This window comes from Methylobacillus methanolivorans, assembly GCF_054588515.1.
This window is the reverse complement of sequence record NZ_BAAILT010000004.1, coordinates 574,889-590,652: the sequence shown is the minus strand read 5'-3', so window position 1 is coordinate 590,652 and position 15,764 is coordinate 574,889. Positions and strand designations below refer to the sequence as shown.

At 52.2% G+C, this 15,764-nt stretch carries 14 protein-coding genes and 1 tRNA gene; 2 read left to right on the top strand and 13 right to left on the bottom strand.

What is annotated here, in order from left to right; genetic code table 11:
- Positions 1-199: 199 nt before the first annotated feature.
- The 3 genes from LG202_RS12595 to LG202_RS12585 form a co-directional block, all read right to left on the bottom strand.
- Positions 200-565, bottom strand: a complete 366-nt coding sequence (locus LG202_RS12595) for a hypothetical protein (RefSeq protein ID WP_230348718.1) — start codon at positions 563-565, stop codon at positions 200-202.
- A gap of 73 nt (positions 566-638) precedes the next feature.
- Positions 639-2,726, bottom strand: a complete 2,088-nt coding sequence (locus LG202_RS12590; RefSeq protein ID WP_230348717.1) for a putative bifunctional diguanylate cyclase/phosphodiesterase — start codon at positions 2,724-2,726, stop codon at positions 639-641.
- 161 nt (positions 2,727-2,887) lie between these two features.
- On the bottom strand, positions 2,888-3,667 hold the full coding sequence (locus LG202_RS12585; protein ID WP_230348716.1) for an alpha/beta hydrolase: 780 nt from the start codon (positions 3,665-3,667) through the stop codon (positions 2,888-2,890).
- 140 nt (positions 3,668-3,807) lie between these two features.
- Here LG202_RS12585 and LG202_RS12580 point away from each other — a divergent pair, with 140 nt between their 5' ends.
- Positions 3,808-5,775: a diguanylate cyclase domain-containing protein gene (locus LG202_RS12580; RefSeq protein ID WP_230348715.1), complete on the top strand. Its 1,968-nt coding sequence runs from the start codon at positions 3,808-3,810 to the stop codon at positions 5,773-5,775.
- An 84-nt stretch (positions 5,776-5,859) separates the two neighbouring features.
- Here LG202_RS12580 and LG202_RS12575 read toward each other — a convergent pair.
- The 10 genes from LG202_RS12575 to LG202_RS12530 all read right to left on the bottom strand — a co-directional run bounded on the left by LG202_RS12575 (position 5,860) and on the right by LG202_RS12530 (position 13,309).
- A tRNA-Thr gene (locus tag LG202_RS12575) sits at positions 5,860-5,935 on the bottom strand.
- Positions 5,936-5,976: 41 nt separating this feature from the next.
- The gene (locus LG202_RS12570) at positions 5,977-6,414 is read right to left on the bottom strand and encodes a DUF2721 domain-containing protein (RefSeq protein ID WP_230348714.1); all 438 of its coding nucleotides are present in this window, start codon (positions 6,412-6,414) and stop codon (positions 5,977-5,979) included.
- A complete protein-coding gene (gene clsB / locus LG202_RS12565) occupies positions 6,414-7,565 on the bottom strand; it encodes a cardiolipin synthase ClsB (protein ID WP_230348713.1) in 1,152 nt (383 codons plus the stop codon). The genes LG202_RS12570 and clsB overlap by 1 nt, the downstream gene beginning before the upstream one ends.
- Positions 7,565-8,317, bottom strand: coding sequence for an endonuclease/exonuclease/phosphatase family protein (locus LG202_RS12560; protein ID WP_230348712.1), 753 nt, complete (start codon positions 8,315-8,317; stop codon positions 7,565-7,567). Before LG202_RS12560 ends, clsB begins: the two co-directional genes overlap by 1 nt.
- Before the next feature lie 13 nt (positions 8,318-8,330).
- Complete coding sequence (gene nadA, locus LG202_RS12555) at positions 8,331-9,461, bottom strand: quinolinate synthase NadA (RefSeq protein ID WP_230348711.1); 1,131 nt, start codon at positions 9,459-9,461, stop codon at positions 8,331-8,333.
- Positions 9,462-9,471: 10 nt separating this feature from the next.
- Positions 9,472-9,951, bottom strand: coding sequence for a dihydroneopterin triphosphate diphosphatase (gene nudB, locus LG202_RS12550; protein WP_230348710.1), 480 nt, complete (start codon positions 9,949-9,951; stop codon positions 9,472-9,474).
- Positions 9,951-10,478, bottom strand: a complete 528-nt coding sequence (locus LG202_RS12545) for an adenine phosphoribosyltransferase (RefSeq protein WP_230348709.1) — start codon at positions 10,476-10,478, stop codon at positions 9,951-9,953. Before LG202_RS12545 ends, nudB begins: the two co-directional genes overlap by 1 nt.
- A 124-nt stretch (positions 10,479-10,602) precedes the next feature.
- Positions 10,603-12,387: an aspartate--tRNA ligase gene (gene aspS, locus LG202_RS12540; protein ID WP_230348708.1), complete on the bottom strand. Its 1,785-nt coding sequence runs from the start codon at positions 12,385-12,387 to the stop codon at positions 10,603-10,605.
- Positions 12,388-12,425: 38 nt separating this feature from the next.
- Entirely contained in the window at positions 12,426-13,028 is a 603-nt protein-coding gene (locus LG202_RS12535) for a DUF502 domain-containing protein (RefSeq protein WP_230348707.1), read from the bottom strand.
- Between the two features lie 32 nt (positions 13,029-13,060).
- Positions 13,061-13,309 (bottom strand): FmdB family zinc ribbon protein, encoded by a 249-nt coding sequence (locus tag LG202_RS12530; RefSeq protein ID WP_230348706.1) that lies wholly within the window; start codon positions 13,307-13,309, stop codon positions 13,061-13,063.
- 250 nt (positions 13,310-13,559) lie between these two features.
- Between LG202_RS12530 and LG202_RS12525 the strand changes: the two genes are divergently transcribed.
- Positions 13,560-15,758 (top strand): TonB-dependent siderophore receptor, encoded by a 2,199-nt coding sequence (locus LG202_RS12525; protein WP_230348705.1) that lies wholly within the window; start codon positions 13,560-13,562, stop codon positions 15,756-15,758.
- Positions 15,759-15,764 lie beyond the last annotated feature (6 nt).

Genomic DNA, 15,764 nt, shown 5'->3' with positions numbered 1-15,764 from the left:
TTTACCACACTGGATTCTTTTGACAGACTGATTTAGTCAACAATTATTTCAGAGATTATCAGCCTCGTGCTTAATGGAAACTGCCACTTTCTTGCTTGATCATGCCATTATGACCTGACTAGAAGTAAGGGGATTGAAGCAAAAGCCTAAAGTAAAAAGCCGCTGTTGAAAGCGGCTTTTTACTTTCTATTCTGTCACTTTATGATTTGTTGACCGGCAGATTGATCTTGCAATCATTGTAGTCATGCTTATAGCCGTCATCCAGCTTCGCACCCTCTCCCTCCAACACCAGTGTCGTAATGCTGTTGCTGTATGCCCCAGAGTCCGTCTTGTTCAGCAGGATTTCCCGATCGGGCAGGATCAACCAGGCAGCTTTGCCAGCATCCACCTGCTTCACGTAGAACTTGCGTCCTTTGTCGCATAAATATGGCGTGGAACCAGCAGGCCCACTGTGACGCACATCGCCCTCACCTCCACCAAATGGCCAGAAATTGAAACCACCACACGCAGACAAAGTAGCCAGCAACCCAATGACCAACACCGACCTAGCAACATTAACCCACATTTCCAAAGCACCTCATGTTCGTACTGCGTGACTACGCAAAACGTACAGTATAAACAATGCGGCTTTAGTTAGCCTAGCCAGCTTTGCACTCTGAAGAATAATAGTCCTTGACCTCGTCTACCCACATCGGCTCTGCAAGGCCAAACCCCTGCAAGCCATCACAACCAAGCGCCTGCAAAAAGGATTTTTGCTCATCGTTCTCGACCCCTTCTGCGATCACCTTAAAATTAAGCGTATGACCGAGATTGATGATCGCCGAGACAATAGCCTGGTCATCCATCAAGGTACCGGTACCCAGGTTGCTGATAAATGCCTTGTCTATCTTGAGCTCATTGGCTGGCAAGCGCTTGAGATATAGCAGGCTGGAATATCCTGTACCGAAATCATCAATCGAGATATTCACACCAAGCTGGGATAATTGATTCAATATCTCCAGTGTTTTCTTGGCGTTGTGCATCGCAACAGTTTCGGTAATTTCGAGCGTCAGGCAATGAGGCGGCAGCTCCCATCGGGCCAGTACCTGCCTGACCACATCCAGTAGCCGCTCATGCGAAAACTGCAAGGCCGATAGATTGATCGCGACATGCCATTTCTCGCAGCCCGAGCTGTACCACTCCTTCATTTGTCGACAAGCCGCATTGAGCACCCATTCGCCAATCGGGATGATCAAGCCAGACTTCTCAGCCAAGGAGACAAAATGATCAGGAAGCACCAACCCCAATGTCGGATGCTGCCAGCGTAATAGCACCTCAAACCCCACCACATGGTTATGCAAGTCAAACTTGGGCTGGTACATCAACACAAACTGCTGCCTTTCAAGCGCTGCCCCCAAATCCAACATCATGTCCAACCGTTCCCGCGTATCCAGGTGCATGGACATCTCAAAAACATGATAGCCATTACGGCCAGCACGCTTGGTGTAATACATGGCGGCATCTGCATTGATGGCAAGCTCGCGATAATTTGCCCCATGGTTGGGATACATGGCGATGCCAATACTGGTGGAGACATGCAATTCGCGCTCTTCAGTGTGAAAGGGCTGCCTGATCACCGAGACGATCTTGTTGGCAACAATACATGCCTCTTCGACATTGACCCTTTCAAGCAACACGACGAACTCATCCCCACCCATGCGCGCCACGGTATCATGCCCGCGAAGAATTCCATGTAGCCTGGTTGCTACCTCTACCAGCAAACTGTCCCCGACGTGATGCCCCAAGGAGTCATTGATGGTCTTGAAACCATCAATATCCACAAACAGCAAGGCAAATTGCTCCTGGTCGCGTTTTGCTCGGCTCAAGGCCTCTGCCACCTTGCTCTCCAACATCATTCGATTAGGCAGATTCGTCAGGTTGTCATGCAGCGATCGATGCAGTAGTTCCTTATTGGCTTGTTCCAATGATCTCGCTAAGTGGATAAACCGACTGATCCTGACTTCTAGCTTGGCATCCAGCAATGTCACGATAAAAGCCACAAACAGAATGCTCCCGACCCCTGCGATCACCATGATGCTCAGGTCATCCAAGTTAGTCCCGTTAGCAGCACCACAAACACTACCCAAAGGGAAGCTGGCTGCCGCCATGGCGGTGTAATGCATACCACCAATCGCAGCGCCCATCACCAATGCAGCACCCAACCTGGCAAACCATCCACGGTGAAATTTATGACGCAACTTGAAAGTGATCCACATCGCCGCCCCCGAGGCAGCAATAGCAATCAAGATAGATAAGATGACCAGCCAGGGATCATAGACAGGGATTGGATCCATTAACATGGACCACATGCCAAGATAATGCATGCTGGCAACACCCACCCCCATTAGGACCGCACTACCAGCTAAACGAGTCAAAGGTAAGGTTGGCCGAACAGCCTGGAATAGGGCAACCCCTGATGCAAGAATTGCTACTAGCAAAGAGAGCAGAGTAATGGCGGGATCATAACCAAGCGGAATATCAAGATGGAAGGCCAGCATGCCAATAAAGTGCATGGACCATATGCCAGCACCCAGAGTCGCCGCGCTCCCCCATAGCCACCATCGGGAAAGCTTCTCCCCTTTGGCGGGATTAACGCGCTCTGACATGGCTAATGCCGCATACGAAGCAAACATGGCAACGATGAGCGAAACTAACACGAGAGACTGGTTATAGCCTTCGCTCAGCATGATACGAAACCTCTCAAGATTGCCTTCAACGCAACTCCCTCCCAAGATTACGTTTGCTCAAACTCAAGTATTGAAGCCGTTGCTGGCACTATAGCGGAAAATGAAAAAAACGAAATCTCTTTTTTGAAGCTATTCCGCAAGTGTTACTTCTCCCGCCAAAGTTATATTGGAGGCAAATAGCGACTGCTCCACAAACCAATGCTATCTGCCACAAACTCAGATGCAGGACGCTCATAGACCATATGATCTGCATCCTCGATAGCGATCAAGCTCTTGGGATGGCTAGCCGCCTCGAATAGTGCGTGAGCATGCTGCATCGGTACCATGTCATCTCTCGGAGAGTGCATCATCAGCAAGGGGACGCCGATGCTACCTATCAGTCTCGCCATATCAAATTGGCGTGCATTGTCCACGAACTGCTGGCGCAAGGTGTAGCGCTGCCGATTCACCTCTATCTCGGTAGCGCCGTATTGTTCAATTTCCCCGGTTTTTCCCGACCCAATAATCGCCAGCACATGGGCAGGGCTACTAGGCGTGGCAATCGTGACGCAAGCCTTGACCTCATTGATTAGACGACTAGCGTTGATAGCAACCAAGCCACCAAAGCTATGGCCGATCAATAAATCTGGAGCCCGGACATGCAGTCGCAACCAGTCAGCTGCACTGACAAAATCCTGGGTCTGCGTATCCAGATTGGTCAAAGAAAAATCGCCTTCGCTCTGACCAACACCGGTGAAATCGATACGTAAGGACCCTATGCCATACTCGAGTAATCGGCGCGCGGTTCTGGTGGCAATCAAGATATCTTTTGCGCAGCCAAATGCAGGCGCAATCATCGCCATGCCACGTAACGGTGTCTCAGGCAGCTCTACTCTCGCTGCCAAGCCTAACCCATCCGGGTTATGAATAATGATATGTTGAGATTCCGTTAGCTTTGCCATACGGTCACATGCTGCCTTCTACAATCAGGTGCTGCATACTAGCACTGTTATTCGCGGTAAATAGCCATAAATCCATTGCCTTGAAATAGATCGCGATGATAGTGTCCCTACCATGATGAGCTTGAGCTAGGAGAATTTCATTGGGTAGTCGCTTGAATCTACAAGCCAAAGACAGCATTCGACGTTACCGTTTACGCACGTGGCTGGGATTACTCGTAATCATCGCTTTGCTGCCCATTCTGGGCTTGGCCATCCTGGCCGTCTGGCAAGTCACCGTACAAGACAAGAGTGCCAGTAAAACCCGCCTGCTGGATAGCGCACGCGCACTGGCACGATCCGTCGAAAATGACATCATCATCAACACGACCTTGCTAAAGTCACTCGCTGCGGCAAGCTACACCCACCAGACTAGTATTGAGCAACTACAAAGCTGGCTGGATCATGCCCAGCCCGGATTAGGACGCTTATACGTCGTATCCCCACACGAAAGGCTGACACCAACATCCGAGCATGATGAGCTACCTCCGGCAGAGTTTTTGCAATCTGCACTTGATTTCACGGATCGCAACCGACCAGTGATTTCCAACTTGTACTTCACCTCTCCTTTGCATGACCCAAAAATTGCATTGGGGATTGCCTGGCAGCACGAATCCATCCAACAAGTCCTGTATTTCGTTCTCTCCCCTCGACGGCTGCTGCAATTGGCGCCACAACTTGGTTCATCAGAGACCAGCTTGCTGATTGCCATCGTCGATGGCAATGGCAACATCATCGCGCGCTCACGTGACAATGACCGCTATGTCGGTCAATCTGTGCCAGACTGGGAAAAGCTCATGTCATTGCCAAGAAGTGAGAAGTTCTTTGAAGCCAAAACCAAGGAAGGCTCACATGTCATCTTTTCCTATGAGTTCCTTGCAGGCACTCCAGGCTGGGTTTTGGTAGTAGGAGAGCCTCTGCAAGCTTTTGATGCGCGATGGAAGAAACCCCTGATGCAGCTTGGCATTGGCGGCGGCATCATGTTGCTACTTGCACTATGGCTAACCAGCAAACTGTCTGGCTATATCCTGCGACCTATGCGCTCCTTAGCAAAAGAAGCTCGCGGCATTATTGATAACAAATACCAAGAGCTTTACAACACGGTCGAATACAGCTCATCTAGAATCCTGGAATTCGACTCCCTGCATGAAAGCATTATCGCCGCCCAAACCGCCCTCAAACTCAGTACCCAACAAGCAGAAAACAGCGAGCTAAAATACCGCACACTTGCTCACACGGGGGCTTTGACACTATGGGAAGCCAATGCAAAACAAGGCATCACTTCCATCACAGGCTGGCAGGAATTGACGGGCGCACCGAATGAGCACGCCTTGCGATGGAACTGGATAAAACGTGTTCATCCGGAAGATGTCAATGCCGTGCGCCAATGCCTTTCTTCCGACACTAATGACCTGGATTGTGAATTCCGTATCCTGACCGCTGACCAGACATGGCATTGGGTACGTGCCAAGGGCTCAGCCATCCCCTCGAAGAACACCTCACAAGGATGGATAGGCACATTGGAAGACATCCATGAGCGCAGAAAAATGCAGGAGCATGTGGCCCACTTGGCATTGCATGACGATCTGACCAAGCTACCCAACCGCACAGCATTGAACCAGCACCTGCAGCAGATGCTGTCACGCACAACACATGGCCATCAGTCTGGTATCTTGTTTCTGGACTTGGATTACTTCAAAGAAGTCAACGACACCCATGGCCATGAAACCGGGGATGCGCTGCTCACCGCAGTCAGCGCAAGATTATCGGCACTGGCACGCGACAATGACTTTATCGCTCGCCTTGGCGGTGATGAGTTTGTCGTGGTCTGTAGCCAGCTATCCTTTCAGGAAGAATTAGCGCTCATTGCAAAACGCATCATCCTGACACTCAGCCAGCCATTCAACCTGCAAGGCCTCACCATACACATCGGCGTGAGCATCGGGATCACCCTGCTATCAAATACCATGAGCGCCAACGAGCACCTCAAACAAGCAGATATTGCCCTATACAAAGCCAAGGAAAATGGCAAAAACTGTTATGTTTTTCACCATGAGATCAACATCGACTAAACAGCAGCTTACCTACTAACGACACCTAAATATCGACGCAAACATCATGCCCTCTGGGCATTGTGCTCAGTCACTATAGAAAAATGGTGCCGGAGATAGGAGTCGAACCTACGACCTTCGCATTACGAATGCGCTGCTCTACCAACTGAGCTACACCGGCATCGTGCATTGCATTTTATTACAAACCACTGACAGAATTCACTACTTGGGGAACCCCTCGATTATGTCAGTTGAAATGGAAATCTCACGCAGAAAACACAGCAAGCCTGCGACCAATGAGCCCATCGCACAAATAAACAACAGGGAAACCAGCCGCGACGGGTTCCAGCCCACCTCTGTAGCGGCAAACAAGGTAGCAATGACCACGCAGACCAGCAACGCTGCCAATGTAGATAAGCTAATAGCCAGATGAATCCAGCGCGAACGCTTGAGCAAGGTATGCATTTCCAGTGACTTCTGCTCATGGCTCCAGCCACCAGATTCATGCAATTCGCGAAACCGATCCACCACCCGCGCCAATCGGCTTGCCATCACGCCCAGCATGGCACCCGCACCGGTGAGCAAGAAAGCAGGCGCTACCGCCAACTGGATGACATTGGCAACACTCGCCACATTTAATACATCAGGCACGGGCAACATCAATGTTTCTCCTTGGAGCCAACCAGGCCGATCATCAGCCGTACAACCATATACACCACCCATGAAAACATGCGCTTGAACACATGTCGGCGCGACCAGTCCTCTGGCCGTACCTTGATGGATTTTTCTGCAATCGCTTTTTCCAGATCGGCCTTGAGTTCGGCATTGAACGCTTTATCCTGCACCAGGATATTGGCCTCGCGCGCCAGCAACAAGCTAAAAGGGTCGATGTTGGAAGAACCTACTGTCGCCCAGCGATTATCTGCTACCGCTACTTTGCTATGCATAAAGCTCGCACGATATTCGTAAATCTCGATACCATGCCGCAACAGCACACCATAGACTTCATGCGTGGCAAACATGAGCCAATACTCCATGCGCCCCTGCAACAATAGCCGTACACGCACGCCGCGCCTGGCGGCCTCGATCAAGGCCTGACGAAACTTCTTTCCCGGTACGAAATAAGCACTGGCAATGATGATGTCAGTACGCGCCTTGCCAATCGCCTTGAGATAAGCACGCTCAATATCACGGCGATGCAATACATTGTCGCGTACAACAAACGCAGCCCGCATACCATTACTGATAAAAGCAGGTGCGGGCAAATTGGGATAGGCGGCCACCTCTCGCAGATGCATCCAGGCCAATCGCCGCCACAGGTTGCGCACGCTCGCATGAATGCTGAACACCAATGGCCCATCTACGCGAACCGCATAATCCACACGGGGTGCATCGAGATTGCTAGGTACATTCATGTCATCAATGATATTAATGCCGCCAACGTAAGCATGCTGTCCATCAAACACCGAGACCTTGCGGTGCAAGCGCCTCAAGCGGCTACGTTTGAACGACCACGCAGAAATCTTGGGGCGGTAGAACATGACCTTGACGCCAAAAGCTTCGAGTTCCAGCACAAATGTCGGGGCTAACTTGCGGCTGCCAAAACCATCCAGGAGCAAGTGCACTGCCACACCACGTGCAGCGGCAGCCTTAAGCTTCTCCCCAATCATGAGGCCTGTATCATCCAGCTCATAAATATATGTCTGGATGTGGATCTCACGTTGAGCTGCCTCAATGGAGGCTGCCAGTGCCGGGAAAAATTCGGTACCGTTTCTGAGCAGGGTGATGTGATTACCGGCTTCCCAGCGCATCACACCCTCGAAAGCACCGCAGTGAGTGCAGCATGGTCAGATACCTTGACGAACTGCGGACCGGAATGCACTTCCACATGCCGTACATTAAAGCCGCGCACATAAATACGATCTAGCCTGAATACCGGCAGGAAGGACGGAAAACTGCGAGCAGGTTTGCCACCGTGATGCTCAAAGACTTCATGCAAATGCAGCCCATGTACCAGCTCCCGACCCGCCGTCATGCTCCAGTCATTAAAATCACCGGCAATCACTAGCGGCGCATCGGCAGGTACCATTTCCTCGATGCGCTCCCGCAACAGGCCGATCTGTTGCCGACGCCAGCGTGCAAATAGGCCCAAATGTACGCAAATACAGTGCAATGGCTGCTGCCAGCCGGGCACGGCAATTTCACAATGCAACAGGCCACGCTGCTCGCTATGGTGCGCGGAAATATCGGTGTTTTCGTATTTGGCAATGGGAAACTTGGACAGCAAGGCATTGCCATGATGCCCGGCAGGATAGACGGAATTCTTGCCGTATGCGTAATCGCTCCAGACCGCGTCAGCAAGAAACTCTACCTGCCCGTCCAGCGGCCAGGCGCTGAACCGACGACTGTGCTTGATATGCTGATCACGCACTTCTTGCAGAAAAACGATGTCTGCCTGCAGCTTGCGGATCAGCTCACGCTGCTCATGCAGGGCAAAGCGTGCATTGAAACTTGTCACACCTTTATGGATATTAAAGGTGGCAATACGCAGGACGTTCTGCAAGCCTAGCCCTTCATCAAGATGCGTCCAGCATGCGTTGCAAGGTCAGGCGCGCCAACTCGGCCTCGTGCTCAGGCACCCTGATCTGGTTAACCACATTACCTTCCACCAGGTTCTCCAGCGTCCAGGCCAAATGCTGGGGATCAATACGCGCCATAGTGGAGCATTCGCAGATCACGTGCGACATGAACTGCACGATCTTACCCTCTGGCTTCATCTGCTCAGCCAGGCGATTCACCAGATTCAACTCGGTGCCCACCAGCCAGCGCGTACCTGCAGGCGCGTCACTGACTGTTTTGAGGATGTACTCGGTGGAACCAACGTAATCAGAATTGAGGCAGACCTCGAATGGCGACTCGGGGTGCGAAATCACGATACCATCGGGATGCTCGGCACGGAAGCGTGTAATGTTTTGCTCGCGGAACATCTGGTGCACGGCGCAATGGCCTTTCCACAGCAGTATCTTGGCGTTCTTGATCTGCTCTTCCGTCAAACCGCCCATGGGAAGATCAGGATCCCACACTGGCATTTGCTCTAGTGGAATACCCATCTTGTAACCAGACCAGCGGCCCAGATTTTGATCAGGGAAGAACAACACCTTTTCACGTTGCTTGAAGCCCCACTCAATAATCTTTGTCGCATTGGTAGAGGTGCAAACGATACCACCATGCTCGCCGCAAAACGCCTTGAGGTCGGCTGCAGAGTTAATGTAGGTAATAGGTGTAATGGTCGCGTCAAAATCCAGCACTTTGGATAATTCGCGGCGGGAGCGCTCCACCTTGGCAAGATTCGCCATATCGGCCATGGAGCAGCCTGCAGATAAATCTGGCAGGATGGAAATCTGCTCAGGCCGGGAGAGGATATCCGCAACCTCCGCCATAAAATGTACACCAAGGAACACAATATATTGCGCGTCGGTCTCGGCAGCAAAACGGGACAATTTGAGCGAGTCGCCAGTGTAGTCAGCATGGCGATAGACGCTTTCCTGCTGATAGTGGTGCCCGAGGATTACCAGTTTTTTCCCAAGCTTTTGCTTGGCCGCAATAATGCGTGCCTGTAACTCAGCCTCCTGGGTTGCCTGGAAACGCTCAAACCTGATCGGCTCAGCGACGACGTTTTTTTCTGTTGTCTCTAGAGTTGCTTGCATAGCTGATATTTCACAATATTAAATGATGTCGCTCGCCCAGTTTGCGCAGGGCCTCGATATTCGTCCATGAAAACACGCGCTGCGCCGCTTCACGCCAATCCACCCATTCGTAAGCCACATGTTCACGCGGAGCGAGTTGGACAGCAACAGGCGCTGGTAATTCCAATCCAAAAATATGTTCGGTATTTTCCGTCACACCAGGGGCATAGCGAAAGCGCCAGTGCGGATATATTTCGTATACATGCGATAGTTGCCAATCCACCAATTTGTACTCGGTTGCATCCAGGCCAGTTTCTTCATGCACTTCGCGGATGGCAGCCGCCATGGGCTGCTCCAGCTCACCATTGGGCAGTTGCTCCAGACTACCCGTCACCGACTGCCAGAAACCGGGCTTATCCGCACGCTCCATGATAAGCACCTGTAAATCAGTGGTATGAATCAATACCAGCGCCGACACCGGGATTTTATAAACCGGCTGATGACTTTCCACTAATCGCCCTCGAACTCGCACAAGCTAAATGTCTTGTAGCCCAGTGTACGCAGCTTTCGCTCACCGCCCAGATCAGGCAGGCCGATAATAAAGGAACACTCAATCAAATTGCCCCCCAGCTTCTCAATCAACACAGCAGCAGCTTCCGCCGTGCCGCCCGTGGCAATCAAGTCATCCAGCAACAATATGTTTTCATTTGGGCTGATGGCATCGCTATGGATTTCCACACGGTCAGTGCCATATTCCAATGCATAGTCATGCCCCAGCACATCGCCAGGCAGCTTGCCCTTTTTGCGCACAGGCACAAACCCCACACCAAGCTCATAAGCCACCGCAGCACCAACAATGAACCCGCGCGACTCGATACCCACCACTTTATCAACCTGGGCATTGGCATAACGTGCAACCAGCGCATCCACCACTTGCCGCAAGCCATCGGCATCCTTGAGCAACGTAGTAATGTCGCGAAACTGGACACCGGGCTTGGGGTAATCGGGAATAGTGCGGATGAGTGACTTGATGTTCATTTACGTCACTATCTACCGACTGATACAAAAATGAAATCGCGCTAGACTGGCAAGGCGCGCACTCGCAGACAGTACATCAAGTACGGCACGAGTTTGCAACGCTGCCAGCACAAGCGATTTCATATTATGCAGCAGGGTTCTGCTGACGCACGCGGATATGCAACTCGCGCAACTGCTTTTCGTCGACTTCGTTGGGCGCATTGGTCATCAGGCATTGCGCGCGCTGGGTCTTGGGGAAGGCAATCACGTCGCGGATGGATTCGGCACCGGCCATCAGGGTGACCAGACGGTCGAGACCGAAGGCGAGGCCGCCGTGCGGTGGGGCACCATATTGCAGGGCGTCGAGCAGGAAGCCGAATTTCTCCTGGGCTTCTTCTTTGCTGATCTTGAGCGCGTCGAACACCTTGGACTGCACTTCCTGCTTGTGGATACGCACGGAACCGCCGCCGACTTCCCAGCCGTTGAGCACCATGTCATACGCTTTGGACAAGGCGGCACCGGGGTTGGTGGTGAGCAGGTCTTCGTGACCATCCTTGGGACTGGTGAAGGGGTGGTGCAGCGCGACCCAGCGGTCGGCTTCTTCGTCGTGTTCGAACATGGGGAAATCCACCACCCACAGCGGTGCCCAGGCACGGCCATCAACATGGCCTTTTTCGTGGCCGACCTTGGTGCGCAGAGCGCCCAGGGCTTCGTTCACCACTTTGGCCTTGTCGGCACCGAAGAACACGATGTCGCCATTTTGCGCACCGGTGCGGTCAATAATGGCTTGCAGTGCGTTGACGTGGATGTTCTTGACGATAGGGCTTTGCAGGCCTTCTTCGTTGAGCTTGGTGATGTCGTTGATCTTGATGTAAGCCAGACCTTTGGCACCGTAGATCTTGACGAACTCGGTGTAGGCGTCGATCTCGGAGCGGCTAATGGCAGCGCCATTGGGCACGCGCATGGCGGCCACGCGACCACCGGCCATATTGGCGGCACCGGCGAACACCTTGAAATCCACATCTTTCATGATGTCAGTCAGCTCGGTGATTTCCAGGGTCACGCGCATGTCGGGCTTATCGGAGCCGTATTTGTTCATGGCTTCGGAGAATGGCATGCGCGGGAACTGCGCAGGCAGATCAATGTTCTGCACGCTCTTGAACATCTTGCGGATCATGTCTTCCACGATGTTCATGATCTCTTCTTCGCCGAGGAAGGAGGTTTCAATATCGACCTGGGTGAATTCAGGCTGGCGGTCCGCACGCAAGTCTTCGTCGCGGAAACACTTGGTGATCTGGAAGTAACGGTCAAAGCCCGACACCATCAGCAGCTGCTTGAACAGCTGGGGCGATTGCGGCAATGCAAAGAACTGGCCGTGATGCACGCGCGATGGCACCAGGTAATCGCGGGCACCTTCCGGGGTGGAGCGGGTCAGCATAGGCGTTTCGACTTCAATGAAGCCGTTGCTGTCCAGATGGTCACGCAGGGTCTTGGCCACGCGGTAGCGCAGCATCATGTTTTTTTGCATGGCGGGGCGGCGCAGGTCGATGTAGCGATGCTCCAGGCGCACCATTTCGCTCAGATTGTCGTCGTCCAGCATGAACGGTGGCGTCAGCGATGCATTGAGAATCTCGATCTCGGTCGCCAGCATTTCCACTTCCCCGGTCGGGATGTTGGCATTCACAGTACCTTCAGGACGCGCACGCACCTTACAGACCACTTTCAGCACGAACTCACTGCGCACGGTTTCAGCCAGGGCAAATGCCGCAGGCGTATCAGGATCAATCACGATCTGAGCCATGCCTTCACGATCACGCAGGTCAATGAAAATCACGCCACCATGGTCGCGACGGCGATGTGCCCAGCCACAGAGGGTAACGGTCTGGCCAATATGTTCACGGTTCAGGTGACCGCAGTAATGAGTACGCATAACTATTTTCTTGTAGGCTATAACTTAAGGTTAAAAGGTCAAGGCTTGGCTTTGCCGGCTGGCGCAACCACTCCCATGGAAATAATGTATTTCAAGGCTTCATCCACACTCATATCCAGCTCCACCACATCCGCCTTGGGCATCATCAGGAAAAAACCGGAAGTTGGGTTAGGCGTGGTAGGGATATAGACGCTCACGTATTCACCCTGGAGGTAATTCGCCACATCGCCGCCTGGCTGTCCGGTCAGGAAGCCGATCGTCCAGCTACCTTGACGTGGATATTGCACCAGCAGGGCCTTGCGAAATGCTTGGCCAGAATCAGAGAACAAGGTGTCCGACACTTGCTTAACACTGTAGTAAATGGACTTGACCACCGGCACACGTGCCAGCAATGCTTCCCAGAACTGGATAATACGCTTGCCGAAGAAGTTGGTCGCGATGACACCAGTGCCAAACACGATCAGCAAGGTCAGGATTGCGCCGATACCGGGGATCGCACGCCCAAACTGGGCCTCAGGGCGCCAAGCAACGGGTAGCAACAACAGGCTCTGGTCCATCAGCCCAATCAATGTGCTCAATACCCAGATGGTGATGCACAACGGCACCAGCACCAGTAGTCCAGTAATAAAGTAACTTTTCATGGCAGCTCTAACGTGAAGGCAAATGGACTACATTAATGGCAGGCACATCCTGTGCCACAGGCAGCGGGGGCTACTTCCTCAGATTTCTTCGCAGGGCTTCCGCCCTTGAAGTCAGTTGCATACCAGCCCGAGCCACTGAGTTGGAAATTCGGTGCAGAGACCTGCTTCTCGAAGGTTTCCTTTGCACATGCCGGACATACGGTCGTGCCAGCCTCGCTGACCTTACGCATCAGCTCCGCTTTATGACCACAACTGCTACATTGATAATCGTAAATAGGCATCGTCACACCCCCGAAAAAACGAAATTATACCCGAATGCACGCTGGCTAAGATATGGGGCCAACCATGCCTGATGAAAACCTTGCTCAGCTAATTAAATGAATTCGCAATAGAAACCCCTGGCAAAGGGTGCGCCCGAACCAAATCGCAACACTGTTGCAAATATACAATTCAGAACATTATAATGCTGCAAAAAATTATAGTTCTTACGTTGCGACCCAACCCATTCTACTTAAAGAAAAATCTGCGGCCATGCCCATCAAACAACGTCTTCAGTATCTCTTGCCCTTACTAATGTCCGCTACTTATCCGAGCTATGCCGCAGAGCCTGCCGAGAACTCGGGCGTGCTAGAAGAAGTCACCGTCAAAGCATCAAGCACGAGCAAGACAAACAACTACTACCAGAGAGATGCTGGTGCTTCGACCAGAACTGATACACCGCAACAGGAAACCTCGCAAGCAGTCAAAATCATTTCGCGCCAGGCGCTGGATGATATCCAGGCAACACGTGTCGCTGACACGTACGATTTGGTAAGTGGTGTCAGCCGTCAGAACAATTTTGGTGGTTTATGGGATAACTTCGCCATCCGTGGCTTTGCCGGGCATGAAAACACCGGCCCCGCCATGCTACGCAATGGCTTCTCAGGCAACCGTGGCTACAATCCGCCGCGCGATACCGCCAATACAGAACGTGTGGAATTTCTCAAAGGCCCGGCGGCTGCGCTGTATGGCAACAGTGAGCCTGGAGGCACGCTCAACGTGGTCACCAAGAAACCGCAATTCAAAGCCAGCAATGTGGCTGAAATCTATGCAGGCAGCTATGACAGCTATCGTAGCTCCATCGACTCCACAGGACCTATCACGGAAAATCTGGCTTATCGCATGATTGTCGCAGCAGAAGACAATGGTGGTTTTCGTGATTATGTCGATAGCAAGCGCCTGCTGATTGCCCCATCCTTCACCTGGTTGCTCGGCCCTGCCACCTCGCTCACCTATGAACTGGAATACCTCAAGCACCAACTGCCCATGGATCGCGGCATTCCATTGCGCGACATCAATGGCAACCGCCTGCACAACATCAAGCGCGAGCGCTTCCTGGGAGAGCCGAATACAGGCGACTTCAAGATGGAAGCCTATACCCACCAATTAACGCTGGATCATGAGTTTTCTGATCAATGGCGTGGTCGTGCTGGTATCGTTTATAAAGACAACTCAACCGATGGCGGATCGCTGGAAACCATCCCGGCACTCAACCGCATCAGCCCGAATGGTGACGTGCAACGTCAATGGCGCATTCGCGACTACCAATCCACCGACTTATCTGTCCAGGCCGATCTGAATGGCAAATTTAAAACTGGCAGCATCAGCCACGACTTCCTCGTGGGTATGGAAGCCTATCGTTTCCACAATGATCAATATATGGTGTCAATGCGCAATGGCACAGACTGGAACACCAACATCTACAACCCTGTGTATGGCTTTACCCAACCTTCATTGAACCAGTTCAGCATCGCTACCAACTTTTACGAGAAACAGACCGACGTTGCGCTGTTTGTACAAGACCAACTCAGCCTGACAGAAAAATGGAAGCTGATGGGTGGTTTGCGCTTTGAATCGTATAGGCAGAACCTCAACGACAAGCGCACCGACAGCATCTCCAAGCAAGATCACTTCGTAACTTCGCCACGAGCTGGTCTAACGTATATCGTCAATCCAGAAATCTCGCTCTATACATCATGGAGCCGCTCATTCCGCCCCAATGCAGGTGTGGCAGGAGGAAGTAGTTTTGGTGTTGATGCCGCAGGCAGTGGTTTTGATCCAGAACGTGGCCGCGCGTTTGAAGTTGGCATGAAATACCAATCCACCGACCAGCGCCTAGGGGGAAGCATTGCCGCTTTTGACATCACAAAACAGAATGTACTGACCACAGACCCTGGTGACGTACTAGGCAGATCAATTGCCGCAGGTGAAGTGCGTAGCCGTGGATTGGAAATTGACCTGAGCGGTCAAATTACTGATCACCTGCGTGCAATTGCCAGCTATGCCTACACCGATAGCTATCTTGGCAAAGACCTCAAAGTCACCCCGATTACCACATTGCTGCCAGATGGTATTGTGCAGGCAGGCTCCCGCCTATCCAACATCCCCAAGCACTCCGCCAATGCCTTACTCATGCACGAACAAACCCTGGCCAATGGCGGCAAGCTAGGGCTGGGTGGCGGCTTCACTTATGTTGGCAAACGTGCCGATAGTACCGAAGACATCTTTGAACTGCCTTCGTATGTCACGGTACGGCTAACGACGTATTGGCAAATCGACCCAAAACTACGACTATCGTTTGACGTCACTAACTTGTTTGACCGTGAATACTATGCCAGCTCCTACAACAGTACCTGGGCATTACCCGGGGCACCACGCATGATGACACTCGGCCTGCAAGCCAAGTTTTAAGCCCAC

Excerpts from the sequence above, each read along its gene's own strand:
- LG202_RS12535 (WP_230348707.1), bottom strand. The coding sequence starts at position 13,028 with ATGAAAAGTTACTTTATTACTGGACTACTGGTGCTGGTGCCGTTGTGC.
- aspS (WP_230348708.1), bottom strand. The coding sequence starts at position 12,387 with ATGCGTACTCATTACTGCGGTCACCTGAACCGTGAACATATTGGCCAG.
- LG202_RS12530 (WP_230348706.1), bottom strand. The coding sequence starts at position 13,309 with ATGCCTATTTACGATTATCAATGTAGCAGTTGTGGTCATAAAGCGGAG.
- LG202_RS12590 (WP_230348717.1), bottom strand. The coding sequence starts at position 2,726 with ATGCTGAGCGAAGGCTATAACCAGTCTCTCGTGTTAGTTTCGCTCATC.
- clsB (WP_230348713.1), bottom strand. The coding sequence starts at position 7,565 with ATGCGCTGGGAAGCCGGTAATCACATCACCCTGCTCAGAAACGGTACC.
- LG202_RS12595 (WP_230348718.1), bottom strand. The coding sequence starts at position 565 with ATGTGGGTTAATGTTGCTAGGTCGGTGTTGGTCATTGGGTTGCTGGCT.
- LG202_RS12570 (WP_230348714.1), bottom strand. The coding sequence starts at position 6,414 with ATGTTGCCCGTGCCTGATGTATTAAATGTGGCGAGTGTTGCCAATGTC.
- nadA (WP_230348711.1), bottom strand. The coding sequence starts at position 9,461 with ATGCAAGCAACTCTAGAGACAACAGAAAAAAACGTCGTCGCTGAGCCG.
- LG202_RS12545 (WP_230348709.1), bottom strand. The coding sequence starts at position 10,478 with ATGAACATCAAGTCACTCATCCGCACTATTCCCGATTACCCCAAGCCC.
- LG202_RS12585 (WP_230348716.1), bottom strand. The coding sequence starts at position 3,667 with ATGGCAAAGCTAACGGAATCTCAACATATCATTATTCATAACCCGGAT.
- LG202_RS12525 (WP_230348705.1), top strand. The coding sequence starts at position 13,560 with ATGCCCATCAAACAACGTCTTCAGTATCTCTTGCCCTTACTAATGTCC.